Raw genomic sequence first — 26,704 nt, forward strand, 5'->3', positions numbered from 1 at the left:
TACATACAGGGGGAATGTTAGATGAAAAAACAGGCTAGATGGATTCTTAGCGCTTTGCTGATTTTCGTACTTGCACTTGCAGCGGGCTGCGGAAGCAGCGGCTCATCAGGCTCGGAAAAGAAAAATACACTTGAGGCTATTAAAGACCGCGGCAAGCTGGTCGTCGGAGTAAAGTACGATACTAATCTATTCGGATATAAGGATCCTTCAAGCGGCGATGTTGAAGGATTTGATATTGATGTAGCGAAAGCTTTGGCAAAAAAGATCCTTGGGGATGAAAGCAAGATTGAGCTAAAAGAGGTTACATCGAAAACACGTGTGCAAATGCTTCAAAATGGTGATATAGATGCGATTATTGCGACCATGACCATTACGGAAGAACGTAAAAAAGAAGTGAACTTCTCAGATGTATATTTCGAAGCAGGACAGTCTCTTCTTGTGAAAAAAGGCAGTGATATTAAAAGTGTAGAAGATTTGAAAGGCAAGAAGGTTTTAGCAGTTAAAGGGTCTACTTCTGTAGCGAATGTTAAAGAGAAAGCTCCGGATGCAGAGGTTCTTGAATTTGAGAACTATGCAGAGGCGTTCACCGCACTGAAAGCCGGTCAAGGCGATACGCTGACTACAGATAATTCCATTCTTTATGGAATGGCTGCACAGGATTCCAATTATGAATTGGCAGGCGAGCCATTCACAGATGAGCCTTATGGAATCGCGATTGTCAAGGGTGACGATGAGTTCACGACGTATGTTAATGACTTCCTTAAGGAACTTAAGGACAGTGGTGAGTATGACAAGATCAAGCAAAAGTGGATCAAAGAAGAATAGAAGTGAAAGCGAGATGGGTGGGCTTCCTGCTCATCCATCTTCTGCTTGAAAGGAGACCTTCATGCTCGACTTCACCATACTGATAGATAATCTGGACGTTTATTTGCAAGGCTTCGGGAATACGGTAAAGACAAGTGTGATCGCTCTTATCTGCAGTTTTATTCTAGGGGTCATTATTGCCGTCATGAGAATATCCCCATTGAAAACCTTGAGTGCTGCGGGAACGGTCTACGTTGAATTTGTCCGGAACATTCCGCTGATTTTGATTGCTTTTTTCTTTTTTACGGCCTTCCGGCTTTGGGATTTAAATTGAATGGCTACCAATCGGGAACAGTAGCACTGACGATTTATACAGCTGCGTTCATAGCAGAGGCTGTCAGAGCAGGAATACAGTCCGTTTCTAAGGGGCAAATGGAAGCTGCTAGAGCTTCAGGACTTTCTTATATTCAGGCGATGAGGTACGTCATACTGCCGCAGGCAATCAAAATCGTCATTCCTCCCCTTGGAAATCAGTTTATTAATCTCGTTAAAAACTCATCCATTCTTGGTGTGATAACAGGACTGGATTTAATGTATTTCGGTGATTCAATTGCTTCAGAAACCTATGTTGTTTTTGATACCTACATTTTTGTAGCGATGTTTTATCTTGTGCTTACAATCCCGCTCAGTGTTTTTGTTGGATATTTGGAACGCCGGCTTGCGGTTAGCGGATAAGGAGGGAGCAACTTATGGATTTTATCGGAGCCTATTCAATCGGAAACATAAACTATTTGCTCGCAGGCCTTCTCAACACACTGCTAATGGCCTTGATCGCAATCATATTCAGTTTTATCATCGGCAGCGTGCTCGGCATCTTGAGATATGCTAAAGTTCCTGTTGTTTCACAGCTCGTTGTCGTTTGGGTTGAAACCATACGGAATCTGCCGCTGCTGCTCATTATTTTCTTTACGTATTTTGCGCTGCCGGAAGTAGGAATTAAGCTTGAGGTCATTGTTGCGGCCATTGTTGCTTTAATTGTTTTTGAATCAGCCATGCTGGCGGAAATTGTCAGAAGTGGATTAAATTCAATTGAAAAAGGGCAAATCGAAGCATCAAGGGCTTCCGGTTTATCATGGATGCAGACTATGTGGCATATCATTCTTCCTCAAGCACTGAGAAGAATGGTTCCTCCTATTGTGAGCCAGTTCATTTCTTTGTTAAAGGATACTTCTCTTGCGGTGGTTATAGCTATGCCAGAGCTTCTCCATAACGCTCAGATTATTAATGGAAAAAATGTTAACTACTTAATTCCAATTTTTCTTCTTACAGCACTATTGTATTTTGCAGTTAATTACACCTTGTCCATTGTGGCGAGGAGACTTGAAAATAAAGAGCGGTCCAGTAAAAAGACAACGGGGAAAACAATATTGCATCATAAAAAAGCAGGCGGGGAAGCAATGTAGGCTCAAAGAAGGGTTTTCTCTTTGGTGCTTTTTGCAGAAAGCTCTGTTAAACTTGGCTGTTGATTTCCGCTGCAGGCGTTCGCTTATCCCAGGCGGTGAGCCTGCGCCAGCGGAGTCTCACCTATCCCGCTGCTCCCGCAGTCTCACGCCTTCCCCTCCAACCAGCCTTACCAATTAGGGGTAAAGAATAATGTTAAAAAATATCCATAATCATTAATGGAAAACAAAAACCCGGAAATGCTCTGCTGCCAGCGTTTCCGGGTTTTCATATTATTGCACTTGGCAAGTCTTTTTGAGAGCCCTCTCCGTATTGATTTTATTTACTTGCGGGTACTGCTTTTTCTTCGAAATTCAGAGCCAGCTCCCGAAGTCCATCTGCAAGCTTTGCTCCTCTCATTGGCTTTCCATGACCGGTTATGGCAACTAATGGCTTTAGCTCTTCCAGAGTGAGTACAGAGTCCTTTGCTTCTTCCCATTGAAAAGTAAAATACTGAGGTGGACCGCTTACTTCCTGATCTTGGATCATGACGTGATAAAGAGATTCCTGTTTGACGGTAACGAATGCATCGCCTGCAATCAATACGCGGTCTTCCTCACGGAAAAGAGAAATGTGTCCGCGTGTATGGCCAGGAGTGTGAATCCAGCGCCACCCTCTTAAATGGGGAATCGATCCATCCAAAGGGAGTTCTCTTGCATGATATTCAAGATTGATTGCTTTGTTTGGATAAAATGCAGACAGTTTTGCCATTAATCCCTCAGGAAGAGTATTCCCTTCAGGATAATCCTCTTTTCCGGTTAAATAAGGAATTTCTAAAGGGTGGGCATAAACCGGTATGCTCCAATGCTCTACCAGTTCGATAATCGCCCCCACATGATCGAAGTGTCCGTGTGTCAGGATGATTGCTTTAGGTTTTACACCCACCGGAAGATGGCTTTCAGTGAATTCGATGATGGATTCAGCGGATCCTGTCATACCAGCATCCACAAGGAACCATGTATCATTTACAAACTGATCTTTAATGAGGCACACGTTCACAATCTGTATCGTTTTGCAAAAAACTCCGGGTGCGGCTTCTTCTTCATGACCGCTCGTGACGGAAGCAGCGGGAATATGTTTATAGTCTTTGCCGTATTCCAAGTAAGATCAGCTCCTTTGCTTTTCTTATTATGCTTATTAGCCGGTTTTGGCATGTATAAAAAAACCGGCACGCAATGCGCCCGGTCCTAAAATTCTTTCGATCTTTCTTTGTGAAGTTCGTCAAGCTTTGCCTCTATGCGGTCGAGCTGTTTTTTAGATCGAGAATTGGATTTGAAGAACCGCACGAAAATCGCCCCTGCGAAAAATAACAAGCCAAAACTAAAAATCTGAAACAAGAGATCCCCTAAATTAAAATGCATGCTTCCACCCCTTTTCCTTAGTATACACACTGGATTCTAAGACAAAAAGAGAGCAGGGAACTTTTCATTGCTGTCTTATGCAATTCCTCTTCCGCGCAGGATTATAAATCAGTTATGAAAGAAAATTGCCATGTGCGCATTCATCACTTGTTATCCGGCAAACTAACCATATACTAACTGCGGCGGTGAATATGATGAAAGCTATATTTTCTATTTATGGTAATGATCTTAAACGAATTGCATCCAATTGGGCAGCCTTGATTATGACGGCCGGACTTATTCTTCTTCCAAGCTTTTATGCCTGGTTCAACATTAAGGCATCATGGGATCCATATGGACATACGGACCAAATCAAAGTAGCCGTAACAAATTTAGATGAAGGTTCAGAATTTCAAGGAAAGGAAGTGAACCTTGGAGAGAGAATTCTTTCGACATTGCGAAAAAACGATGCCTTTCATTGGCAGTTCGTAAATAAGGAAAAAGCAATAAATGGGGTTCAGCACGGAGATTTTTATGCCAGAATGGAAATTCCTAAAGATTTTTCGGAAAAAATGGCCACAGTCGTTTCAGACCAGCCAGTTCAGCCTGAAATTATTTACTCGGTGAACGAAAAAATTAATCCAATCGCTCCTAAAATTACAAACAAAGGGGCAGAGACAATCATTGACCGGGTAAGCTCAAACTTTGTAAAAGAAGCAACAAAAGCCATTTTTAAAGAGTTCAACAAACTGGGCATCAAGCTTGAAGAAGAACTGCCAACCATTCAAAAGCTGGAATCTCTAATTTTTAAACTGGAGGGTGAATTTCCTGAGCTGAAAAAAATCCTTACTACAGCAGCAGAGGATGCGGATCAATCACAGCGGTTGGTGAATGATGCACAAAAACAGCTTCCCATCGCAGCAGATCTGTCTTCAAAAGGGCTGGAGGTAACGGAATCTGTTCAAGATGTTTTGAAAAAAAGCGAAAAAGTCTTCCAAGAGCTTCCGGAAGCGATAAAAAGTGATTTGGGCTCGCTGCAGGATCTTTTTACTTCATTGGAGGGCGGAGCAGATCAATGGAAGGATCGAGAGGCAGATCCTGCAGTACTGGAGGACGCGGGAAAAAGACTTTCTTCCGCAGCGTTATTGGCAGGTGCGCTTGCTGATATGCTAACCAGGCTAAACGAACAAGCAAACTCAACTTTACTTGATGTACCTATCAATCGGCTAAAGGAGATTCAATCAGAAAGCGAACAGGAAGAGGTACTTGTGAAAAAGCTTTCCGCTATTACAGATCAAGCGGGAAGAGAAAAGCAGGCAGAAGTGCTTAAAAACCGGTTAGCCGATACTCGTGCAAAAGCAGGAGAATTGAATAACACATTTGATTCGTCCATTCAGCCGAAAATTCAAGAAGCCCTGGATCAGGCACAAAAATCTGCAGACCAGGCTGATTCCATTTTGTTAGAGATCAACACAAACATACCGGACGTTAAGAAAATATTGAGTGATGCAGAGAAGGGTCTGTCGCTAGGCGAGAATAAAGTTGCGGAGTTTCAGAAAGAGCTGCCGCAGCTTGAAAAGAAAATTGGAAAACTAGCAGATGACATTCGAACCTTTAAAGAAACAAATAATATCAACAACCTCATTGAATTACTTCAAAACAACGCAGAAAAGGAAAGCAGTTTTTTCTCTAATCCTGTAAAGCTAAAGCAAGAGCGCATGTTTCCCATTCCGAATTACGGTTCTGCTCTGGCACCATTTTATACCGCCCTATCCTTATGGGTCGGCTGTGTTCTCCTCGTATCCCTGCTGTCAGTTGAAATACATGAAGAACACCATTACCGGAGCATGCACGTTTATTTTGGGCGTTTTTTAACGTTTTGGACAATTGGATTATTCCAGGCGCTGATTGTCGCAGCGGGAAATGTGTATATTCTTGGTGTATATGCGGTCCATCCCGGATGGCTCATTCTATTTTCGCTATTGATCAGTACCATATTCATGCTGATCGTTTACTCACTTGTTTCGGTTTTTGGAAATATTGGAAAAGCTTTCGCCATCATCATGCTGGTTCTGCAGCTTGCAGGGTCTGGAGGTACGTTTCCCATCCAGGTTACACCACCGTTCTTCCAAGCAATTAACCCGTTTCTTCCCTTCACTTATGCAATCAGTCTCCTTCGGGAGGCAATCGGAGGAATTCTCTGGGACATCGTCATAATGGATGCAGCCAGGATCATTATATATGGCGCAGCAGCCATTTTGTTCGGTGTATTTCTAAAAAAACCGATTAATAAGGCTTCAGAGGGATTTAGGAGAAAATTGGCGGAATCGAAATTGATTCATTGAGAGGGCGGGGGAACTGCCAGGTCAGTGTGGATGGGCAGAAAAGAATGAGGGATGGCTAAAAAGCCTTCATGATTAGAAACATTCAGAGTGACGATAAGTCTCAGGCCTGACAAATGGTACAGACGGTTATAAATCCATCGCCATCCGCACCATATCCTCACATTGAATTCCGTTTTCGTATATTTTCTCATCATAGTGGCGTATAAAAAAATCCCTGTCTACTCCGGTAATTCGAAATCCGCATTTTTGATAAAGGACGAGCTGGGAGATGCTTGAATTTCCTGTGCCGATTTCAAGTGTGACAGCACCTTCTATCCGAGCTTGTTCAATCGCATGCAGTACAAGCAATTTCCCAATACCACTTCCTTGGTGCGCTTCCGATACAGCTATGTTCCCAAGCTCGGCTGTACCGGATCTGGCGGGAAGCAAAACATACTCACCAATAACTGAATCATCCAGTAAAGCTATATAGCAGCTGCTTCGTTCAAGGTACTTCTTAATAAGATGTTCAGACGGATCAGCCTGTAATAGCAAATCCATTGGAGCATTTTCATGATTTTGCAGTTTTCGAATTTCTATAAGGATCACCAATTCTCTTTTTTTCTCAGGATACCACACGAAAGACAAAAAAAGGCTGCCTCATATTTAGAGGCAGTCTCAACCATTGTTCCAAATAATTTCTCCGCACTTATTGTCGCGATCCAAATCCACTTCAAACTGATGTTTCTTATAGAAATGAACGAGGCGGTCCACGTGATCCCAGTCTCGTTCTGCAATATCCCCGACAATGTATGGAATATTGTTTTGGCGTGCCTTTTGCTTCAAGTAGTTCATACAGATTGAGCCATATCCTTTGTTGGAAGGACCTTTAATATCGCCTATTTTAATGGTGTCGTCTGTTTTGTAGGTTGCCTGTATGGAAAAGTCCCACATGCCTTTGTAGGAAGTCTCGCAATCATTAATCATGATTTTGCAAGCATTCCCATCATCTACTGCGTGGACAATCACCCATTTATCCTCTTTCGTCTGGTCAATGCCGAGCACTTCGCCTCTGCCGTTCTTAGCGATATCCTTGATGTTTGCCTGCATTCTGAAAAGCTGCATCTCCAGCTCTTCTTTTTCCTCCAGTATCTCTTCTGCGTCCTTGTCCTGTTCAGGTCTGGTTTCCGCAAGAAGCATGGTATGCGCCTCCTCTTTTCCAAAATTAATAGTTATTCTTCATGGGAGCAGAGAGTTGTCTGAACCCATGCCGATTTATTTGCCGTTCGCTAACACACACAATTTGATATTTTACAAGAGATGGAGCAGGAATTCAAATCGCATGCAAAAAAGATTTTTATGCGGAAAACCTATACAGCATAAGCGATCAGGTCCATTTTTCCGGGTGAAGAGGATAAAAAATTGAAGGATTTGGAAGAAGAGGAATCGAAAATATAGAACAAAAGACAGAATGCAGAAGGGGGCAGCAGAGATGTGGAAAAATAAATTCTTCAGGACTCTTTTATATTCATTTTGCTTCATTATCTTAATCTATTCAGTTGGCGCTCTCGCTGTCTATTATTCGAAAAATATGGAAATCAGCAGGGTTGAGCGCAACAGCAGCCAAAAACTGCTTTTGCAGCAGGCACAGGAAATGATGGATCAGCGTATTCAAGTTGCCCTTAATGGTATGATTCAGCTGGAGACAAGTGAAGCCTTCAAGGATTATACGAGTCTCGCCCACTCTGATTTAAAGTATTACCACATGGGACGGGTTCTTCAGGAAATTCAGCGAAACAAAACAGCTTTTTCAAATTACGACTATGATATTGCCCTTATGCTGCAGGATGACAGCACCGTGATCACCTCCAATTACACAATGCCTGCCGATAATTTTTTCAGAGAGCTTTCTATGACGGATGAAGCAAAGCAGAAGTATGAAGCATTTGCAAAAAATCCGGGCTGGTCAAGCTATTTTGAAACGATTCCTCTATCGGGAGCGGAACATTCCGATACTCTCACACTTGTAAAAAAATATCGGGTCAGCACCGCTAAAACCGTTTTGTTCTTTCTTTCGTTTAAGAAAATGAATTTGCTGCCGGAAGCATTTGAAAATCAGAATGATGCACTGATGATCGTCTCCGGAGAAGAAGTGCTTTCGCTAGATCAAAAGAAGAAGAAAGGGACGGTTTTAAAGGGGAGCCTTACAAAAGAGATTAATCGTAAGAATGAGCAGGTTTCCGCTTATTCTAAATTTGAAAGGAACAACTATATGATCCATTCGATTGGATCGAAAAGCCTTAAGGATCTCAGCTACGTGTACATTACACCAAAAAATGCACCACAAACGGATCAGAATAGCCAGTGGCTTGCAGCTGCCCTTATTCCGGTTCTATTGCTTTTTGCGGGAATCCTGATGGCATGTGTTCTGATTTGGAATACGTATAAGCCGGTGCATAAAATGGTGGCAGCATTAAAAGAAGAGTATCCGATGAAAGCGGGGGAAGATGAATTTGTCTTTATACAGGAAACAGCTCAGCGGATGAAGGAAGTCAACCATGAACTGACAAGGGTAATCAAGTACAGCGAAGTGCCTCTTAAAATGAAATTTCTGTGGGATGTTCTTCACGGCATCGCTTCAGAAGAAGCTATTCAAAAAGGAATCGGCCAGTTTCGTTTATCCCATTATGGGGAGAAGACGGTTGTATCCATTATTGAATTTGATCACAGCAGTGTACGCTTGCTGAATGAGGGCAGAACAAAGCTTGGCATTCAGGCGGTTAAGCTTTTAAAGGATGTATTAGGGGAGGACATTCCTTGTGAAATGGTCGAGCTTGCCCCGGGTAAATTAGCTTTAATTACGGCAAGGCTTCCTGTTTCATCATTGAAAGATAAAATATACGCGGCTGTTACGATATTAGCCCATGAAATCAGTCAATACATAACCGTCTCTATCGGGAAGGAAGTAAAAAGCTTATATGAGCTTGATCAGTCATTTCAACAGGCGTCCGAGGTATTAGAGAACAGGCTTTCCGTGGAAAAAAAGCAGATTTTGAGCTGGGATGATTTATCTTTTAAACAAAAGCAATCCTTTTTCTATCCGTTAGAGGTCGAAAAAGAACTCATTCATTATTTTATCCAGGGAAAAAAGGAGGAAGCGTTCCAGATTCTAAACCGGATCCTTGAAGAAAATCTTGAAGAAAAGAATCTGGACAAAGCAGCCCTCTCTCAGTTTGTCTTTGCTATGGCCGGAACTGTTAACCGGATTGTTCAGTCATCGGCAAGGCTGCCGGGGGATGAGATGCTGCATTTGGAGCTGAGTGCCATTCGGGATCGGGAAACGCTGAAAGGTGAAATAGTGAAAACTTTCACAAGTGCGTCCGATCGAATCTCATCAGCACTGCCAGGTCCTTCGGCTGCGAGCCGGATTGTCCATTATATCCAAGAGCACTACAGCAAAGACCTTTCCCTTCAGGATTTATCTGAGCACTTTCAGCTTACCCCAAGCTATATCAGCACCATTTTTAAAGAGCATGCGGGGGAAAACTATAAAGAGTATTTAAATCGTTTTCGAATTGAGAAGGCGAAGGAACTTTTAGCAGACAAAAATATGAAGGTTAACGAAGCGGCCAGGATGGTTGGCTATAACAATGTAAATACATTTATCCGGATCTTTAAAAAATACGTAGGATTATCACCCGGGCAATATGAAAAATCAGAATGAAACAGGGCCTGGCTCCCTGTTAATTTTTGTTTTAAAAGAGCCTTTTAAACTTGTATGATGATTTCCGCTCCAATCAACATAGTCCTTAATCATATTCTTTTTATTAAATAAACCTCCATTTTTTTAACTTTTCCCTTTCTTTAAAAGAATTGAGTATCTCCTTAGAAAAATTGAGATAGAAGTGTAATCCCTCTTCCCTTTATGATAACAGTGTAGAAAACGCTTACAAAAAAGGGGGAGATGCACAATTGGAAACACCAGTTTTAGAAACTAAATCACCACAAGTAAAGACTGAACCCGCCAAAATATCCTTTCTCCTGTCAATAAGGAACAGCCTGATCCGCGATCGATATTTGTATCTGATGCTGATTCCATTTATTCTCTGGTACGTCATCTTTCAGTATAAGCCAATGGCAGGACTTCAAATTGCGTTTAAAGACTACAGCCTTTTTAAAGGAATTGCGGAAAGCCCCTGGGTCGGTTTTGAAAACTTTATCCGCTTTTTTGAGAGTGAGTACTTTATCCGGACTCTTACTAATACCGCACTAATCAGCTTATATGGTCTTGTTTTCGGATTTCCTGCACCGATTTTGCTTGCCCTTCTCATTAATGAAGTGAAAAACAAAGTTTTCAAAAATACGGTGCAGACGCTCACCTATTTGCCTCACTTTATATCCGTTGTGGTTATAACGGGAATCATCACCAACATGCTTGCTCCTACAAACGGTTTGGTTAATATTCTGATTGACAAGCTCGGCGGGGAAAAAACCTATTTTCTGACTGAATCCGAGTATTTTCGAACAATCTTTACAAGTATGAATATTTGGAAAGATGTAGGATTTAACGCAATCATTTATCTGGCAGCGATGGCTGGGATCAATCCAGCCCTTTATGAAGCTGCCAAGATGGATGGAGCAAACCGCTGGCGGCAAATGTCGCATGTAACCCTGCCGGGAATTCTTCCGACGATTATTATTTTGTTTCTTATCCAAATAGGTGCTTTCCTGGAAGTAGGATACGAAGCAATTATTCTTCTATATCAGCCGAGTACCTATGAAACCGCAGACGTTATTAACACCTATGTCTACAGAGCCGGACTTCAGGGCGGAGAATATGAGATTGGTGCTGCTGCGGGGCTATTTAACTCCATCGTCGGCTTGATTTTAGTAGTAACCGCCAACAAACTCAGCAAAAAATTCACAGAAAATAGTTTATGGTAGGTGTGGTGTGATGAAAAAGAGCAGAAGTGAACGATTGTCGGATGTTTTAATCTATGGATTTCTTGTTCTGTTAGCCATCGCGTGCATTTATCCATTTATCTATGTATTTTCAGCTTCTATTAGTTCAGCTCAGTCCGTCATATCTGGTGAAGTTATTTTATTTCCAAAGGATATTACATTCATTTCATACGCTAAGGTGCTTCAGGATCCGGCCATTTGGACCGCTTATGGGAACACCATTTTCTACACGGTAATTGGAACGGCTGTTAATTTGCTGTTAACCATATGCGGAGCCTATCCTTTATCGAAAAAACGGCTCCGCGGAAAAGCCTTTATTGCCTTTTTCATCGCGTTTACGATGTGGTTTCAGGCCGGCATTATCCCTACTTATTTAAATTTTAAAGAGCTTGGCCTGCTGGATACGAGAACCAGCATTATTATTGGATTTGCGATTTCTACCTTCCTGGTTTTTATTTTAAGAAGCTTCTTTCAATCAATTCCTGATTCATTAGAGGAATCAGCAAAGGTAGATGGAGCGAATGACCTTCAGATTTTGATGAAAATCTACTTGCCATTATCTAAGCCCGCGCTCGTAACAGTTGGCCTGTTTTACGCAGTAGCCCGCTGGAACGGTTATTTTTGGGCGATGGTTCTCCTAAATGATGAAAGCAAAATTCCGCTCCAGGTGATGCTTAAGAAACTGATTGTGGAAATGACGGTGAGTGAACAGGTTTTAGCTACTGCGGATGCGATGACTGAGTTTTCAAGGGAAACGATTATTTATGCCACCATTTTCGTCTCAATCCTGCCGATCATCATCATCTATCCGTTCCTGCAGAAATATTTCGTAAAAGGAACCATGCTTGGCGGAGTCAAAGAATAAACGGGTTTACTGATGGAATTCCATCATTTTTATAAGGAATATTAAAGGGGGAGAAACAATGGGAAAAGGGAGAAAACTATCACTCGTACTTGCTTCGGGAATGCTGGTTCTATCGGCTGCAGCCTGCAGCAATACAACGAGTGCGCCGAAAGAGAAAACAGAGCAAAATGGTGAAAGCAAGGAAACGAGCGGTCCTAAAGTAAGCGAAAAGCCGATGGAAATGACGATTCACCTTCATTATAATGATGGTCAGGTAATTTTCGATGACAATTGGAGCACATTTAAAAAAGCGGCTGAAGTGACGAATGTCTCTCTCAAAGGGGTCGCGCCTAAATCCTCTACAAAAAGCGAAGAAGCATTTAACCTTATGATTGCCTCCGGAAAAATACCGGACCTGGTTTTCGAGAAAAAAGAAAACCTAAACAAGTATGGAAAAGAGGGAGCTTTTATTCCCCTTGAGGATCTGATTAAAGAACACGCTCACCATATTCAGAGCTATCTTGATAAAATGCCTGAGATTATGAAGGTTTCAAAGGCTGCTGACGGCCACCTTTACTATCTTCCGTTTATTGCTGACGGGGAAGCGGCTGAAGGCTGGTTTATCCGTCAGGACTGGCTCGATAAGCTGGGCCTTAAAATGCCTCAAACGGTTGACGAATACTATGCAGTGTTAAAAGCATTTAAAGAAAAGGATCCAAACGGAAACGGCAAAGCAGATGAAGTTCCACTATTTACCCGTATTAATCAGCGCATTTTTGACCTGGCAAGTCTGTGGGGCGGGTACGGTGATTTCTATCTCCAGGGAGATAAGGTCGTATATGGGCCAATGGAAAAAGACTTTGGAAACGCCATGGAAAATCTGGCGAAGTGGTATAGTGAAGGGCTGATCGATCCGGAAATATTTACGCGCGGCGCTACATCACGCGATATTCTGTTTGGCAACAATACGGGAGGCTCTACTCATGACTGGTTCGCTAGCACGGTAACATACAATGATATTTCCAAAAAGCACACACCTGAATTTAATCTTGTTCCTATGGCGCCTCCTGAAAATTCAAAGGGCGAGCGAGTGGAACCTACAATCCGCTCACCATTTAATAATTACACTGGAGTCGCAATCGGCCATTCTGTTAAAGATCAGGTCGCAGCGATTAAGTATTTGGACTACTTCTTTACAGATGAAGGAAGAAGGCTTATGAATTACGGAGTAGAAGGGGAAACGTACACACTTGAAAACGGAGCACCTAAATTTACAAAAGAAGTACTTGGCAGTCCGGATGTCCCGGGAGCATTGCGAGCTGTAGGTGCCCAGATCATGTTTGCCTACCAGCAGGACTTTGAATATGAAAAACAGTGGATGGCTCCGCTCGCGCTTGAGGGAGTAGAGGACTACGTTAAAAACGATTACTTCCTGGAAGAAGTGCCTGCTCTTAACTTTACGGAAGAAGAAGAAAAAATCAAAAATGACATCGGTCTTCAAATCATGACTTATCGTGATGAGATGATTCAGAAATGGATGATGGGTGCTGAGCCTGTAGACTTTGAAAAATTCACGAAACGCCTGAAAGAAATGGGTGTTGATAAACTGATAAAAGTACATGAAGACGCGTACAAGCGATATACAAAAGGATAATGAGAATGGGGTCTGGCTGGAAATGGCCAGACCTGTTCAATTAAAGGAGGCTTTATTTTGACAACAGCACTTTATAGGGGAATGGAATGGACGATGAGGTTTGCTTATGTACAACTGCTGTGGATTGTATTTACGATAGCCGGATTGGGCATTTTTGGTGTCTTTCCCGCAACAGTGTGCATGTACACCGTGATGAGAAAATGGCTCCGGGGAGAATCTGAAGCTCCTATTTTGGAAACCTTTAAAAAGACTTGGAGAAGCGAATGGAAAAAGGCGAATCTGATCGGGTTATTCTTTTTACTGGCAGGCTTTGTCCTTTATTTTTATTTGAGATTTGCAATCAGTCTTGAAGGAATTGCAGGCATGGCTCTTTATTTGCTTCTTGCAATGGCAATTTTCATATATGGAATTACTTTTTTATTTGTATTCCCCGCATATGTCCACTTTCAGTCAGGAGTCCGGAAAGCCATTAAGCTGGCATTCATTCTTGCTCTTTCCTATCCTTTTCACTCTGTATCCATGCTTGCAGCTGTAGCAGGATTCTATTTTCTGGCAGGAGCACTGCCCGTATTGATGCTATTGATCAGCTTCAGCTTGCTTGGGTTTTCCATCATGGGGACAGCTAATCTTGCCTTTATCAGGGCGATGGAGAGGGCGGACATAGCTTAAAGCTTCTGCTAAGTGGCTTGTCTGAATAAATATTGCATTTCAAAATCTGTCTCCATGACCAAAGTCTCAACGAAAAATCACATATTTCATAATATTTAGATAATTATTTTATTTATATATAATGTACATATACACTGAGAGGAGTGGTGTCATGGAGAGAAGATGGGGTAAATTAGGAGTCGCTGCTGCAGCTGCCGGAATCATGATTGCAGGAGCGATGCCATCAGCACATGCAGAAGCGCCTTACTTTGGAAAGGAATACAGTCAGCCAAAACAGGTGCTCGATCTTTATCCAGAGCCAAAGCCTGAGGTTCTGACTCCGGCATTTTCCAGGAGCGGGGAAGCTTTTACTTCACAGGAAGAGCTGGAGGATTTTGTGGACGGTTTAAAAAAGGAAACAGATTTCTTATCCGTTAAGAAAATAGGAGAATCACAGGAAGGCCGTCCATTACTTGCCTTATATTTTTCAAAGGATCAAAAAATCTCTCCATCCGCTATTTCAAAAAAGCCTACTGTATGGCTTCAAGGGCAAATTCATGGAAACGAACCTGCGGCCGGCGAGGCAGTACTTGCAATGGCTAAAAAGCTTACAGGGGAATTTGGGAATGATGTGCTTAATCGAATCAATGTCATCATCGTGCCGCGAGTTAATCCAGATGGTTCTTTCCTTTTTACGAGACAGCTTGAAAATGGTCTAGATGGAAATCGCGACCACGTTAAACTTGAGTCACAAGAGGTACAAGCTATCCATAAGGAATTCAACCGTTTTATGCCGGAAGTAGTCATTGATGCTCATGAATATAGTGTAGGGCAGGAATTCAGCAAACTTGGGCTGTTAAAGTATCATGACTTGCTGTTGTTATCAGGAAAGAATCTAAATATTCCTGAAAAAATCAGAAAGATGTCCGATGACCTGTTTGTAGAAGATACAGAAGCTGCACTTGATCGAAAGGGCTTCTCAAATGAACCGTATTATACTTCTAAAGTGAACAGCAGCGGTGGCATTGAACTGGAAGAGGGCAGTACAGAAGCAAGAATAGGACGTAACGCATTTGGCTTGTCACCTGCGATATCCTTCTTGGTGGAAACAAGAGGAATCGGGATTGGACGCGAGAATTTTTCAAGACGAGTTGCAGCCCAGATTGCCACCCATGAAAACATCATTGCGCTAACAGCCGCAAATGCTGCGAAAGTAAAATTCGGGGTTGCAAAAGAGAGGCTGAACCTGGTTAAGAAAGGCTTGATTCCCCATGACCGGGATCAGATTGTGATTGATAGCGAGAATCAGTCAGTTACAGGAAAGAAGCTGGAAATGGTTGATACTGAAGCAGGCAAGGTAAAAGAGGTGCCGGTTCTTTATAAGAGCGCTTCGAATGCAAAGGCCACCCTTACGAGAGAACGGCCGACTGCCTATATTCTGGAGCCCGGTCAGGAGAAAGCCGCCGCAAAGCTTGAGAATCAGGGGTTAAGAGGGTTTACACTTAAAAAGGATAAGTTGCTTCAGGTTGAAACCATGACCGTAACAGATAAGACAGCTGCAGAAAAATATGAAGGAATCAGCCTTCATGAAATTAAGTCCGAAGTGAAAAAACAAAAGGTAAACATACCTAAAGGCAGTATCGTTTTCCTGACGGCTCAGCCTCAATCAAATCTTCTTTCTCTTACTCTTGAGCCTGAATCGGTTGACAGCTATGCAAGTTTCGGCTATGTTCCATCAGAAAAGGGAGAGCGTCTTCCTATCTATCGATTTATGGATGACATAAGAAGTTTGAAATAATAATGCTGGAAATCAATTCCTCTTTATGGTAAAATAAGAACAAGCGTTCGATAACTTGACCCTTTACTTCTGGATTTACCCATTTTAAAGGAGGACAAGAGCATGAGCAAAGTTCGTTTAATACCATTCAAATTAGAAGAGGTTTATGATTCGGCAAAAGAAGAAATTCCTTATGGAGTAAGAATGATTAATGCACCTGAAATCTGGGATCAGGGAATAAAAGGAGATGCGGCTGTAATTGCCATTTTGGATACAGGATGCGACGCCGCTCATCCAGATTTAAAAGATCGGATCATCGGCGGAAAAAGCTTTGTTGAAGGGGATGAAAATGATTACAGTGATTCTCATTTCCACGGAACGCATGTAGCCGGAACAATCGCCGCAAGTTTAAATGACCAAGGTGTAACCGGAGCCGCACCTGAAGTAAAGCTGCTGATTCTAAAAGTACTTGGAGATGATGGCAGCGGGTCCTATGAAGGCATTACAAATGCTGTTCGATATGCTTCAGAGTGGAAGGGCGAAAAAGGTGAAACCGTAAGAGTCATTTCGATGTCCCTTGGAGGACCGGAAGATGTACCGGAACTGCACGAAGCGATTAAAGAAGCGGTTGCAAACAATATTCTTGTTGTATGCGCAGCCGGCAATGAAGGAGATTCGAGAGAAAATACCGTTGAAAAGGCCTATCCCGGCTATTACAAAGAGGTCGTGCAGGTAGGGGCCATTGATGAGAAAAAACAGCTGGCGGAGTTTTCAAATACAAATGATGAAATTGATCTTGTTGCACCTGGGGTTAATATTATTTCCACCTATCCGGGAAACAAATATGCGAAACTGTCCGGTACTTCTATGGCCACCCCTCATGCATCGGCGGCCGCTGCTCTGCTTATTCAAAAAGAGGAAAAAGAATTTGGCAGGAAATTGACGGAGCCTGAAGTATACGCACAGTTATGTAAAAATACTGTATCAATTGGCCTTTCCAAAAAGGCAGAGGGAAATGGCCTTATCTTCCTGCGTGCTCAGGAAAATGATGAGCCTAAACAGAATGATAATGCTGTAGAAGCTGTAAATTAGTTGGGGACTCTCCTGAATCCGATCAGGGGGGTCTTTTTTTGTTTCGGTTAAGAAGGGAATGAAAAGAACCGACATAAGCAGTGTATGTTTTATTTGACGAATGGGAGGGGCGGCAATGGATTTGATTTGAAATAGAATGCGCCTGCACCAAAGAAATATTCTCATGGTTTATATTATTTGGGGATCCTTGATTCTTGGTTTGGCAGCTTATTGGATTACAGGAACAAGTACAGTCTTTTTATTAACACTGGGAGGATATGGCGGAGTCATCGGGGCCTTATTTACAATTCTAGTCATGAAAAAATGGCTTACTTATCAATTAAGTTATCTAGCCATCGTATTTATCCCCATTTTAGGTTCAATCATGATGGAAATGGAGCCATCCATTGTTTCATATTTAATGGTGTATTACATGATTGCTGTAAGTACCCTTTACCATAATTATAAACAGGTTTTGCTTGCAGGTATCCTGGGACTGCTGATGACAAACTATTTTTATTTTACACATGGCGGTACCATGTTTTCCAGGCGTTGAGGGAATTGCTCTTGTAAATTTGAATACGTTTATGATCCTGATTGTCGGAGCGCTGATTTTCCAAAGCACACAAGGGGAAAAAATGAGGGCAGAGGCTGAGAGCAGCCTGGACCGTGCGGAAGAATCAAGGAAAAATAGCCAGGCTTTGCTGGAACAGATTCAGCATGCCTTCGAAACCCTTACAAAGAACACACGTCTTTTAAAATCAGATTCTGATACGGTCGGGCAAATTTCAGATGATTTAACATCTGCTTTTAAAGAGTTGGCTGCAAGAGCAGAAACGCAGATCGAAAGCACAGCGAAGATTGACCAATCCTTAAAATTAATTAGGAATTCCTCGGAAAATATGCCTGTTACCGCCGCAAAGCCGCAAATCACTAATATTGGTATGATTTGAAACAAGGCGTCCGAATTTCCCTGCATCTCCGCTTCTCACCTCTGAATAATTAGGTTCCTTACAAAAAGAAGTGATTGGCAAACACTTCTATACTTCCGTATAATGGTATTCAAGAGCTGCAGGCTCAATCCCTATAAGGAGTGATGAAGTATGAGAAAATTTCCAATTGTAAACACCGTCATGGAGGGATTGGATCTGTAACTTGATCATCTCTCTATGACCTTCATTCATTAAACGTGAACGAAAAAAATAGGGAGGATTTGAACATTGAATTTATCTGAGTTGGGGATGACCCCATTTTTTGAAGAGGCATTTATGCCATTTAAGACTGATGGATTTGAAATTGGCCGAGTGGCACTTGAACATAAAAGGCTTTACCGGATTCTGACAGAGCGCGGAGAATTGCTTGCTGAGGTAGCAGGGAAGATGAGATTTGAAGCCGGGGGAAGGGAAGATTTCCCTGCTGTTGGAGACTGGGTGGTTATTCAGCCCCGCTATGAAGAAGGAAAGGCAACGATACACGCGATTCTTCCTAGGCAGAGCAAATTTTCACGAAAAGCAGCGGGTGTGGCCACGGAGGAACAAATAGTGGCTGCAAATGTTGATACACTCTTTATCGTGATGGCCCTTAACCATGATTATAATATCCGCAGACTGGAACGTTATTTAATCATGGCTTGGGAAAGCGGAGCCAATCCGGTGGTCGTTTTAAATAAAGCAGACTTATGCGAAGAGATGGATGAGAAGCTCGCTGAGGTTGAATCAGCAGCAATCGGTGTACCCATTCATGCAATTAGCGCTCTGGATGCCGAATCTGCTGAAATTCTCCGCAGCTATTGCACAGGCGGACGTACAGCAGCACTTGTCGGTTCATCCGGTGTAGGCAAATCTACGATTACCAATCAGCTGATTGGCAATGAACATTTAAAAACACAAGAAGCCAGAGAAGGCGATGACCGCGGAAGGCATACGACCACGTATCGTGAACTGATTGCTCTTCAAACAGGAGGCTGTCTGATCGACACGCCTGGAATGAGGGAATTGCAGCTTTGGAGTGCCGGGGATGGATTTCAGGGAACGTTTGAGGATGTAGAATCGTTAGCACAGAGCTGCCGCTTCACTGATTGCAGACATCAAAATGAGCCAGGCTGTGCTATACTGTCTGCATTAGAGGAAGGATCCCTGCAGTCAGACCGATACGGAAGCTATCAGAAGCTTCAAAAGGAACTCGCGTATTTAGCCCGTAAAGAGGATAAAAAAGCACAATCTGAAGAAAAAGCAAAATGGAAGCAAATCACAAAAAGCATGAGAAAATATAAATAATAACATAAAGGTAATGGATATCGATCCATTACCTTTTTTCTGCGTTGCGGCAGGACGCCGCGCACTTAGCAGAACATCCTAACTGGGAGCGCCCTCCGCTTTTCACATTGTCTAGCTCCGGGCGCTAGCCGTTCGGCCGCTTCGCTCTCTCGGTCGAGGGCCTGCACGATGCAGGCCCGTTCAGCGTTGCGACAGGACGTCGCGCACTTAGCTGAACTTCTGACTTGAGCGCCTCTCGGTCGAGAGCTCCACCGTCTCTCACGGAGGCCCGCACGACGCGGGTCAGATCTGCGTTGCGGCAGGACGCCGCGCACTTAGCAGAACCTCCTAACCGGGAGCGCCCTCCGCTTTTCGTGGTGTCCAGCTCCGGGCGCTAGCGCTTCGGCCGCTTCGCCGGCCCTGTCAAAGTCAAAGAACGACTTTGTCAGTTCCGGCTCCACCGTCTCTCAGCGCTGAGCAAGCGCCCTCCGCTTTTCTTAGTACCCTATATGATCATCAAAGAAGAATGCGATTACGATTACGAATACTAGTAGGATCGATGAAATATTCATATAGTGGGCGAACTTTGAGAAATAAAGTATTTTTGCTAGAAAATATAACAAGACAGATAGGATTGAACAGATCATGCACAGCCTTGAGGTTAGCCTCATAAAGTTCTCCTTTACCCCTTTTTATATCTATACCCATATTCTATTCGAAAATGGTTGCGCTTTTATGAACTTATTACAAAAGGGGAAGAAGGTTGTGGACTACATGATTCAGCGGAATTCAATGGGCCTCTATCGAACCAGTACGATTAGTTCTGACGGCCGATCTAAGAGAAAGGTCGTGGGTGATTCCCCTTAAAGTGAGTGAATTCAATAAAACTAGAAGATTATGGATTAGAACGGAAAAGTTTAAATAGGCCGGTTATTTTGCGAAGTTAAAACTTTGTGCCTATGACAAGGAATGTATTAGATACAGCTTGCATACCTATTGTTTGAAGAGAAATTCAAATGAGGGGTGACAGCAAGTGAAAGAGTTTCTTAGTTTCAACAAGATGATCACGCCAGCTATAATAACTATTATTTTTTACATTGGGAGCGGAATCAGTATCCTGACCGGTTTGGTCATGATGTTCAATTCAGGTGAATCAATGACCCCGGGACTGCAGATTCTGATGGGTTTGTTTACGCTGCTTCTCGGACCGTTTGCCATCCGTATTTATTGCGAGCTGCTGATTGTGATGTTCAAAATGAATGAATCTCTTGGAAGAATAGCTTCAGATCGGCTGCCTGTAGATGAAGAGAAGCATGTGTAAGGCTTGATTTTTAATGGGTTAAGGGATAAACTAACCTTAAAAAATACGGAACGGGAGCTTGTGGAAGCAGGCTGAGAGTACGGCTGATCCGCCGTAGACCGGGTGAACCTGTTGGATAATGCCAGCGCAGGGAGAATGTAATGATTTATCATGATTTTATGATAAAAGGCATTTCGCTTCTATGCGGGATGCCTTTTTATATAGGTGCCTGCCTGCTGTCTGCGGCTCTTTTCCGGAGAGGATGAAATAAAATGAATGCACAAAAAGCTGGAGCACTGCTGAGTAAAGTAAGAGAAGTGAATCCCCTTGTCCATAATATAACAAATATTGTAGTTGCTAATTTTACCGCCAATGGGCTTTTGGCGCTTGGTGCTTCACCGGTAATGGCTGATGCCAAAGAAGAAGTGGAAGAAATGGCTCGTATGGCAGGAGTGCTTGTCCTCAATATTGGCACGCTGACAGAGCGGACTGTGGAATCTATGATTCTTGCAGGCAAATCCGCTAATAAACATGGGGTACCTGTTGTGATGGATCCTGTTGCAGCAGGTGCAACAGAGTTTCGGACACGTTCTGCTAAACAGATTCTTGAAGAGGTAAAGGTTGCCATTGTCCGCGGAAATGCTGCTGAAATTGCGAATGCAGCCGGACAAAAGTGGGCAATAAAAGGAGTCGATTCAGGAGAAGCTGAAGGAGATTTAGAAGAGCTGGCACTTCATGCTGCAAGGAAACTGAACACGGTGGTTGCTGTGACGGGTAAGACTGATTATATTTCCGATGGGAAGCAGACAGTGAAGGTTTCAAATGGCCACTCCATACTGACAAAAGTTACAGGCACTGGATGCCTAGTGAGCTCAGTAGTAGGAGCCTTTCTTGCTGTTGAAAAAAATCCGGCTGCCGCAGCGGCAGCGGCTCTTGCTGTTTACGGAACGGCTGCAGAACTGGCAGCTGTAAAAACAGCGGATCAAGGGCCCGGCAGTTTCCAGGTGGAATTCTTAAACCAGCTGTCAAAGGTGACAGAGGAACAAGTGGCTTTGCAGGCTGTTATTGAAAAAGGGGGTTTATAAGATGGTGAAAAAAGCTTTAACCATTGCTGGTTCAGACAGCGGCGGAGGAGCAGGTATTCAGGCCGATCTGAAAACATTCCAGGAGCTCGGCGTGTTTGGGATGAGTGCCGTTACAGCTGTAACAGCCCAGAATACCCTTGGTGTGCATGGAGTATTTCCTTTATCTGCAGATGCTGTATCTGCACAGGCTGCTGCAATAGGGGAGGATCTCCCTCCGGATGCCGTAAAAACAGGGATGCTCTTTAATGCAGAGATCATTTTGGCGGCAGCTGAATCAATAGAAAAATTCGGCTGGAAGAATGTAGTTATTGACCCGGTTATGATCGCCAAAGGAGGAAGCGCACTTCTTCAAAGTGAGGCGGTTAAGGCAATGGTTGATCACCTCATCCCGCTGTCTGCAGTCATTACTCCTAATATTCCAGAAGCGGAAGCGATTACTGGAATTACGATTAAAAATGTGGAAGACAAAAAAGAAGCTTGCAGGATCATTCATAATTTGGGAGCTGCTTCGTGTCTGATTAAAGGAGGGCATGAAGAGAATGCAGAGGAGTCGGCTGATCTGCTTTACGATGGGAAGGTGTTTTCAATATTGAAAAGCAAGCGGATTGATACAAGACATACACATGGGACAGGCTGTACGTTTTCAGCTGCCTTGACGGCTGAGCTCGCTAAGGGCAGCACGATTGCTGAAGCTGCACAAACAGCAAAGCATTTTATTCAGGCAGCCATTGAGGAAACGCTTGAAATCGGAGAAGGCCATGGACCGACTAATCATTGGGCTTTTCAAAAAAGGATGAGGCAATTATGAAACGGGAAGGGATAAAAAAGCACTTGGCCCTTTATTTTATTGCAGGGTCACAGGATTGCCCGAAGAATATAGAGGAGATTTTAATCGAGGCTATTGAAGGAGGAATTACGCTTTTTCAATTTCGCGAAAAAGGCAAGGGTTCTCTCCATACATCCGATGAAATCGAACAGCTTGCTGTCCGTCTGCTGCAAATTTGCCGTACCTCCAATATCCCCTTTATCGTAAATGATGATGTGGAACTGGCATTAAAAATAGGGGCGGACGGAATTCATGTAGGACAGGATGATGCCAAAGCCGGTGATATCATTACACGCATAAACGGTATGATTCTCGGAGTATCCGTGCATAGCGCTGAAGAGGCGAAACGTGCTTTAGCCGATGGGGCAGATTACATTGGGGTAGGTCCTGTATTTCCGACTTCATCCAAGGAGGACGCGAAGGAAGCAAGAGGGACCGCTGTAATCGAGGAGATAAAGCAAGCTGGCATTGATATCCCAATGGTTGGAATCGGCGGGATAACTGCTGAGAATGCGAAAAGCGTTGTAATGGCTGGAGCGGATGGCGTATCGGTCATTTCAAGTATCAGCAGATCAGAACATCCCGCCGCTGCTGCCAGAGCTCTGAAGAAAGTGATAAACGGATAATGAAAGAAGAAGAAATGAAAACGCCTAGCTTTTTTTAGCCAGGCGTTTTGTTTCTTTGCTCTTTTTCTTTCTTTTGTAATATCCGTTAATCTTCAGGTATTTTTGATAGCCCTTACGAATCCGTTCAAGCATCCAGCGGGGAATCTTCCATTTTCTGAATCTTGATAGAGGAAGGTATATCCGGTAGTACGCTTTTTTGAAATCCTTCCATCTTGGACAGTCAAACTCTTCTAAAAAATCAGAGACGTCCACGATATAGCCTCTGCCATCCTTCATCATGACGTTTTTTCCATGAATATCAGTAGGGTTCAGACCTTTTTCCCGTGCATATTCAATAGCTTCATCTACATCATGTATGACTTTTTCAGGGATATACACTCCTTTTCTCAATGCCTCATAAAGAGTGAGTCCTTCCAGTTTTTTTAAGATTAGATATCGATTGCTAAATCCATACATGACCGAGTAAGCGGGGTGATTGCCGAGTATCTGGTATACTTGTTTTTCTTTTTCGGCGCCTTCCCGATTTTCTGCATAAAGCTTTACAATTTTTTCTGGAAGGGCTTCGTTTACGAAAACGGCCGCATAATTTCCACGGCCAAGCAGTCTCCAGCCTTCGGGTATGTTTTTTACATGAACCGGGTCGAGAGGGTCCACACTTTTCACGGAAACTTTTGCTGTTAATTCAAGATCGATATTGATCATATTTATCACCTCAGGGAACAATCAAATCCCGACTTAGCTTTCATTAATTTAAAGTATTCATAAACCTATCATACTCTTTTCCGGAGGTCCAGTCATCTACTTGAAAATAGGAAGATCTGGGAGAATCATAAGCTTGTATGATTCGTTCACTTGATATAATATCGGCTATAAATAATGTGCAGAAAGTATGTGGGTCTATGATAAAATCAATCATTTTATTTATATTAGCAGGTTTAGCGGAAATTGGAGGGGGCTATTTGATTTGGCTGTGGCTAAAAAACGGCCTCCCGATGTGGTACGGTATCATTGGCGGGGCAGTGCTGGTCGTATATGGCATATTGCCGGCCCTGCAGGATTTTCCTGATTTCGGCAGAGTGTATGCAGCGTACGGAGGATTATTTATCGTCCTCGCTTTGCTATGGGGATGGGGCGTAGATGGAAAAGCTCCTGATTTCTATGACACATTAGGAGCAGTTATCTGTCTAATGGGAGCGGGAATTATTCTATGGGCCCCCCGCTGAATAATATAATAATAGAAGCAGCAGGGATATTCGTCGCCTCCAACTGATAGAGTCTGAATACTCTATTAGGGAAAGGAGGGGATTTTATGAGCTCTCGAAATGGATGCCATTCTTGCAGTAAGCCAAGACTATATTTGGATGAATTGGCAGGTTCATCCTGTCATCGCAGCAGCAGAGAAGGAACGTCGGATCACGGCCGCAAACCCTGCGGAAACGGCCATAGCAGAAATGCAGAAGGGATGTCAGACCGCCGCAGGAACTGCGGATGCGGCCAGGTAAGCCCTGGAAGCTGCTCCCGTTATTGCTCGAATGTATGCCGGACACTCTTCCCTCTCAACTATACTCAATGCTTTAATGACTGTATTTCCTGCGAATAAGAGTTTTTGAAAACATCCCAAAGTCTATCCATAATGATGCCGCAGAATAGTTTTCTGCGGTTTTTTTTACTGAAATTCTGACCGTGAAATGTGCATATTGTTCTTTTAGCACCTATAATCGTATATAACTGCAATATAAAGGAGTCTTTATAAAGTTGAAAAAACATATTATGGTGATTATTTTACTTACTCATTTAATCTTGGCAGGATGTTCAGCGATGACGCAGCATTCCGATCAACCCGTTCAAACGCAGTCTTCATCTTACAATGAAACAAAACAGGAAAAACATGAAGATGAAAAGGGCACTGTTCGAGAGGAAGAAAAGGGAAATACAATTCAAGCTACGGTTCTTTCTGTTACAGATGGCGATACTTTGAAAGCAGAACTTAAAAATGGGACAACGGAAAAAGTCCGTCTTATATTAGTTGATACACCGGAAAGCAGAGGGAAATACCAAGGAAACCCTCAGCCATTTGCCAAAGAGGCATCCGTCTTTACAAAGGAGCAATTGGAAGGAAAGGAAATAGAGCTTGAATTAGGAGTAGAGGAAAGAGACCGGTTTGGCCGTTTGCTCGCATACATATGGATTGACGGCGAAATGTACAACGAACGCCTCTTAAAAGAAGGGCTTGCAAGGGTAGCTGTATACCCGCCTAATACAAAATATCTGGATCAATTTAAGGAAGTAGAAGCAAAGGCAAAAAAAGAAGAACGGAAAATATGGTCTCTTGAAAACTACGCCACTGATCGCGGATTTGAAGAGGAAGTGAATGATAAGGTGCCAGAGGAGCCATCCAAAGAAGAAAATCCTCAAGCAAATCAGCAATTCGACCCAAATGGTCCGGATAGGGATTGCGGTGATTTTGCAGGACATGAGGAAGCTCAGGCCTTTTTTGAAGCGGCAGGCCCGGGAGATCCGCATAGACTTGACCGGGATGGAGACGGATTGGCCTGTGACAAATAACGAGAAAGAGAAGGCATCGGCCAGCCTTCTCTTTTTGTGCTTCTTTAATAATAGAATTTGATCGTGCTGTAGCATTAATAGTTGATAAGGTATCGAATGAGAATCAGGGGAATAGACGGGTTTCGCTTAATGATTAGGAAAAAATTCAAGAGCTTTCAACGGGAGTGGTTATTACCAGCAGAGGGTTTCTGAACCTTAGAGTACCGATGAAACCTTTGGTGTTAGTGGAGATGATATCAGCTATTGCTCCAGCCTTTGGAGAAATCTAATTCATTGCTGCCATTCATTTTGATTTCCAGGGAAGGAGCTTCCAATTTCAGCGGTATTGCGGCGGGTGGAACAAAAAGGCTTTCTGATTGCCCGCACTTGCATTTAAGAAGGGAGCTTAAAAACTGGATGTCCACTCTTTTTGCATAAATTACCATTAAATAGCGGATGATGATTCAGAGGTGATGACATTATGGACAAGGCTTTTCATATTTTTTCTGAATCACACATTTTGGCGCTATTCGTGACTTTTATTGCCATGCCACTTGTTTTTATTCTCCGTACTCGTTTTACCGCAGCCCGGTATGTTATTGGATTTGTACTATTGTCGTCTGAAGTGCTTGAACAGCTATGGAAGCTATCGGCAGGGAGATGGTCTCTCTCAGCGGATCTCCCGCTTCATTTGAGTGATCTTGCTGTTCTCATTGCAATCATTATGACTTTTACGAATAACCGTGCACTTTTTCAATTTCTCTGGTATGCAGGAATTGCAAGTTCATTTCAAGCAATCATTAGCCCGGATCTTGGTCCCTGCACATTTCCGCATCCCATCTTTTTTACGTTTTTTGTATCCCATGCCGGAGTTATCATGGCATGCCTTCTTTTTGCTGCAAAGGGCTTCAGGCCATCCCTGCGATCTCTCTGGATCACAGCTTTGCTGGTCAATCTGTATGCAGCGGCTGTGTATTGGGTCAATCATCTTCTAAACTCAAACTACTTATACATAATGAAAAAACCAGAAGGGGGATCCCTTCTGGAAGTACTTGGCCCCTGGCCATGGTATTTGCTTTCTATGGAAGGAGTTATGCTGGTCAGTTTTTTTCTTTTATATCTGCCTTTCCGCAGTGATTGAAAC

General features: G+C 43.1%; 25 protein-coding genes and 1 pseudogene. 22 read left to right on the top strand and 4 right to left on the bottom strand.

All coding sequences use genetic code 11. The features are described 5' to 3' along the window. Window positions 1-21: 21 nt before the first annotated feature. The 3 genes and pseudogenes from J9317_RS06910 to J9317_RS06920 all read left to right on the top strand — a co-directional run bounded on the left by J9317_RS06910 (window position 22) and on the right by J9317_RS06920 (window position 2,267). Entirely contained in the window at window positions 22-825 is an 804-nt protein-coding gene (locus J9317_RS06910) for a transporter substrate-binding domain-containing protein (RefSeq protein ID WP_211557330.1), read from the top strand. 61 nt (window positions 826-886) lie between these two features. Further along, window positions 887-1,539: pseudogene (locus tag J9317_RS06915) on the top strand (amino acid ABC transporter permease). A gap of 14 nt (window positions 1,540-1,553) precedes the next feature. After that, window positions 1,554-2,267: an amino acid ABC transporter permease gene (locus J9317_RS06920; protein ID WP_211557332.1), complete on the top strand. Its 714-nt coding sequence runs from the start codon at window positions 1,554-1,556 to the stop codon at window positions 2,265-2,267. A gap of 316 nt (window positions 2,268-2,583) precedes the next feature. On the opposite strand, the gene J9317_RS06925 is transcribed toward J9317_RS06920, so the two are convergent. Further along, window positions 2,584-3,405 (bottom strand): MBL fold metallo-hydrolase, encoded by an 822-nt coding sequence (locus J9317_RS06925; protein ID WP_211557334.1) that lies wholly within the window; start codon window positions 3,403-3,405, stop codon window positions 2,584-2,586. 451 nt (window positions 3,406-3,856) lie between these two features. Here J9317_RS06925 and J9317_RS06930 point away from each other — a divergent pair, with 451 nt between their 5' ends. Continuing rightward, window positions 3,857-5,989 (top strand): YhgE/Pip domain-containing protein, encoded by a 2,133-nt coding sequence (locus J9317_RS06930; RefSeq protein ID WP_211557336.1) that lies wholly within the window; start codon window positions 3,857-3,859, stop codon window positions 5,987-5,989. 126 nt (window positions 5,990-6,115) lie between these two features. Here J9317_RS06930 and J9317_RS06935 read toward each other — a convergent pair whose 3' ends face one another. Both J9317_RS06935 and J9317_RS06940 read right to left on the bottom strand, forming a co-directional pair. Then, window positions 6,116-6,568 carry a GNAT family N-acetyltransferase gene (locus J9317_RS06935; RefSeq protein ID WP_211562179.1) on the bottom strand — a complete coding sequence of 151 codons (453 nt, stop codon included), beginning with the start codon at window positions 6,566-6,568 and terminating at the stop codon, window positions 6,116-6,118. A 78-nt stretch (window positions 6,569-6,646) separates the two neighbouring features. Then, the gene (locus J9317_RS06940; protein WP_211557337.1) at window positions 6,647-7,168 is read right to left on the bottom strand and encodes a hypothetical protein; all 522 of its coding nucleotides are present in this window, start codon (window positions 7,166-7,168) and stop codon (window positions 6,647-6,649) included. A gap of 292 nt (window positions 7,169-7,460) precedes the next feature. Between J9317_RS06940 and J9317_RS06945 the strand changes: the two genes are divergently transcribed. The 14 genes from J9317_RS06945 (at window position 7,461) to thiE (ending at window position 23,016) form a co-directional block, all read left to right on the top strand. Continuing rightward, window positions 7,461-9,692, top strand: coding sequence for a helix-turn-helix transcriptional regulator (locus J9317_RS06945; RefSeq protein WP_211557339.1), 2,232 nt, complete (start codon window positions 7,461-7,463; stop codon window positions 9,690-9,692). 248 nt (window positions 9,693-9,940) lie between these two features. After that, the gene (locus tag J9317_RS06950) at window positions 9,941-10,912 is read left to right on the top strand and encodes an ABC transporter permease (protein ID WP_249292034.1); all 972 of its coding nucleotides are present in this window, start codon (window positions 9,941-9,943) and stop codon (window positions 10,910-10,912) included. A 10-nt stretch (window positions 10,913-10,922) separates the two neighbouring features. After that, window positions 10,923-11,795, top strand: coding sequence for a carbohydrate ABC transporter permease (locus J9317_RS06955; protein ID WP_211557341.1), 873 nt, complete (start codon window positions 10,923-10,925; stop codon window positions 11,793-11,795). Window positions 11,796-11,853: 58 nt separating this feature from the next. Beyond that, entirely contained in the window at window positions 11,854-13,428 is a 1,575-nt protein-coding gene (locus tag J9317_RS06960) for an extracellular solute-binding protein (RefSeq protein WP_211557342.1), read from the top strand. Window positions 13,429-13,485: 57 nt separating this feature from the next. After that, window positions 13,486-14,097 (top strand): YesL family protein, encoded by a 612-nt coding sequence (locus J9317_RS06965; RefSeq protein WP_211557343.1) that lies wholly within the window; start codon window positions 13,486-13,488, stop codon window positions 14,095-14,097. 151 nt (window positions 14,098-14,248) lie between these two features. Further along, window positions 14,249-15,874: a M14 family metallopeptidase gene (locus tag J9317_RS06970; protein ID WP_211557345.1), complete on the top strand. Its 1,626-nt coding sequence runs from the start codon at window positions 14,249-14,251 to the stop codon at window positions 15,872-15,874. A 102-nt stretch (window positions 15,875-15,976) separates the two neighbouring features. Beyond that, window positions 15,977-16,945, top strand: a complete 969-nt coding sequence (locus J9317_RS06975; RefSeq protein WP_211557348.1) for a S8 family peptidase — start codon at window positions 15,977-15,979, stop codon at window positions 16,943-16,945. Window positions 16,946-17,108: 163 nt separating this feature from the next. Continuing rightward, window positions 17,109-17,480, top strand: a complete 372-nt coding sequence (locus tag J9317_RS06980; protein ID WP_211557350.1) for a hypothetical protein — start codon at window positions 17,109-17,111, stop codon at window positions 17,478-17,480. Between the two features lie 19 nt (window positions 17,481-17,499). Continuing rightward, window positions 17,500-17,877, top strand: coding sequence for a hypothetical protein (locus tag J9317_RS06985; protein ID WP_211557352.1), 378 nt, complete (start codon window positions 17,500-17,502; stop codon window positions 17,875-17,877). A gap of 267 nt (window positions 17,878-18,144) precedes the next feature. Further along, window positions 18,145-19,200, top strand: a complete 1,056-nt coding sequence (gene rsgA, locus J9317_RS06990) for a ribosome small subunit-dependent GTPase A (protein ID WP_431190674.1) — start codon at window positions 18,145-18,147, stop codon at window positions 19,198-19,200. Between the two features lie 1,012 nt (window positions 19,201-20,212). Continuing rightward, window positions 20,213-20,500: a DUF4282 domain-containing protein gene (locus J9317_RS06995; protein ID WP_211557354.1), complete on the top strand. Its 288-nt coding sequence runs from the start codon at window positions 20,213-20,215 to the stop codon at window positions 20,498-20,500. Between the two features lie 251 nt (window positions 20,501-20,751). Continuing rightward, window positions 20,752-21,564, top strand: coding sequence for a hydroxyethylthiazole kinase (gene thiM / locus J9317_RS07000; protein ID WP_211557356.1), 813 nt, complete (start codon window positions 20,752-20,754; stop codon window positions 21,562-21,564). A gap of 1 nt (window position 21,565) precedes the next feature. Continuing rightward, a complete protein-coding gene (gene thiD, locus J9317_RS07005; protein WP_211557358.1) occupies window positions 21,566-22,372 on the top strand; it encodes a bifunctional hydroxymethylpyrimidine kinase/phosphomethylpyrimidine kinase in 807 nt (268 codons plus the stop codon). Then, complete coding sequence (gene thiE / locus J9317_RS07010; protein ID WP_211557360.1) at window positions 22,369-23,016, top strand: thiamine phosphate synthase; 648 nt, start codon at window positions 22,369-22,371, stop codon at window positions 23,014-23,016. The genes thiD and thiE overlap by 4 nt, the downstream gene beginning before the upstream one ends. Before the next feature lie 24 nt (window positions 23,017-23,040). Here the strand turns inward: thiE and J9317_RS07015 are convergent, their stop codons facing one another. Further along, window positions 23,041-23,718 (bottom strand): serine/threonine protein kinase, encoded by a 678-nt coding sequence (locus tag J9317_RS07015; protein ID WP_249292036.1) that lies wholly within the window; start codon window positions 23,716-23,718, stop codon window positions 23,041-23,043. A 197-nt stretch (window positions 23,719-23,915) separates the two neighbouring features. Here J9317_RS07015 and J9317_RS07020 point away from each other — a divergent pair, with 197 nt between their 5' ends. From J9317_RS07020 to J9317_RS07035, 4 genes are all read left to right on the top strand, one after another. Continuing rightward, window positions 23,916-24,239 (top strand): YnfA family protein, encoded by a 324-nt coding sequence (locus J9317_RS07020; RefSeq protein ID WP_211557362.1) that lies wholly within the window; start codon window positions 23,916-23,918, stop codon window positions 24,237-24,239. Window positions 24,240-24,338: 99 nt separating this feature from the next. Further along, window positions 24,339-24,518: a hypothetical protein gene (locus tag J9317_RS07025; RefSeq protein WP_211557364.1), complete on the top strand. Its 180-nt coding sequence runs from the start codon at window positions 24,339-24,341 to the stop codon at window positions 24,516-24,518. Window positions 24,519-24,771: 253 nt separating this feature from the next. Further along, window positions 24,772-25,581 carry a thermonuclease family protein gene (locus tag J9317_RS07030; RefSeq protein ID WP_249292037.1) on the top strand — a complete coding sequence of 270 codons (810 nt, stop codon included), beginning with the start codon at window positions 24,772-24,774 and terminating at the stop codon, window positions 25,579-25,581. 460 nt (window positions 25,582-26,041) lie between these two features. Beyond that, window positions 26,042-26,701: a YwaF family protein gene (locus tag J9317_RS07035; protein WP_211557366.1), complete on the top strand. Its 660-nt coding sequence runs from the start codon at window positions 26,042-26,044 to the stop codon at window positions 26,699-26,701. Window positions 26,702-26,704 lie beyond the last annotated feature (3 nt).

This window comes from Metabacillus flavus, assembly GCF_018283675.1.
GTDB lineage: Bacteria > Bacillota > Bacilli > Bacillales > Bacillaceae > Metabacillus_B > Metabacillus_B flavus.

What these genes read in the sequence shown, in the direction of transcription:
- J9317_RS06910 (WP_211557330.1), top strand. Translation starts at nt 22, where the DNA reads ATGAAAAAACAGGCTAGATGGATTCTTAGCGCTTTGCTGATTTTCGTA.
- J9317_RS06920 (WP_211557332.1), top strand. Translation starts at nt 1,554, where the DNA reads ATGGATTTTATCGGAGCCTATTCAATCGGAAACATAAACTATTTGCTC.
- J9317_RS06930 (WP_211557336.1), top strand. Translation starts at nt 3,857, where the DNA reads ATGATGAAAGCTATATTTTCTATTTATGGTAATGATCTTAAACGAATT.
- J9317_RS06940 (WP_211557337.1), bottom strand. Translation starts at nt 7,168, where the DNA reads ATGCTTCTTGCGGAAACCAGACCTGAACAGGACAAGGACGCAGAAGAG.
- J9317_RS06945 (WP_211557339.1), top strand. Translation starts at nt 7,461, where the DNA reads ATGTGGAAAAATAAATTCTTCAGGACTCTTTTATATTCATTTTGCTTC.
- J9317_RS06955 (WP_211557341.1), top strand. Translation starts at nt 10,923, where the DNA reads ATGAAAAAGAGCAGAAGTGAACGATTGTCGGATGTTTTAATCTATGGA.
- J9317_RS06960 (WP_211557342.1), top strand. Translation starts at nt 11,854, where the DNA reads ATGGGAAAAGGGAGAAAACTATCACTCGTACTTGCTTCGGGAATGCTG.
- J9317_RS06970 (WP_211557345.1), top strand. Translation starts at nt 14,249, where the DNA reads ATGGAGAGAAGATGGGGTAAATTAGGAGTCGCTGCTGCAGCTGCCGGA.
- J9317_RS06975 (WP_211557348.1), top strand. Translation starts at nt 15,977, where the DNA reads ATGAGCAAAGTTCGTTTAATACCATTCAAATTAGAAGAGGTTTATGAT.
- J9317_RS06980 (WP_211557350.1), top strand. Translation starts at nt 17,109, where the DNA reads ATGGTTTATATTATTTGGGGATCCTTGATTCTTGGTTTGGCAGCTTAT.
- thiM (WP_211557356.1), top strand. Translation starts at nt 20,752, where the DNA reads ATGAATGCACAAAAAGCTGGAGCACTGCTGAGTAAAGTAAGAGAAGTG.
- thiD (WP_211557358.1), top strand. Translation starts at nt 21,566, where the DNA reads ATGGTGAAAAAAGCTTTAACCATTGCTGGTTCAGACAGCGGCGGAGGA.
- thiE (WP_211557360.1), top strand. Translation starts at nt 22,369, where the DNA reads ATGAAACGGGAAGGGATAAAAAAGCACTTGGCCCTTTATTTTATTGCA.
- J9317_RS07015 (WP_249292036.1), bottom strand. Translation starts at nt 23,718, where the DNA reads ATGATCAATATCGATCTTGAATTAACAGCAAAAGTTTCCGTGAAAAGT.
- J9317_RS07020 (WP_211557362.1), top strand. Translation starts at nt 23,916, where the DNA reads ATGATAAAATCAATCATTTTATTTATATTAGCAGGTTTAGCGGAAATT.
- J9317_RS07025 (WP_211557364.1), top strand. Translation starts at nt 24,339, where the DNA reads ATGGATGCCATTCTTGCAGTAAGCCAAGACTATATTTGGATGAATTGG.
- J9317_RS07035 (WP_211557366.1), top strand. Translation starts at nt 26,042, where the DNA reads ATGGACAAGGCTTTTCATATTTTTTCTGAATCACACATTTTGGCGCTA.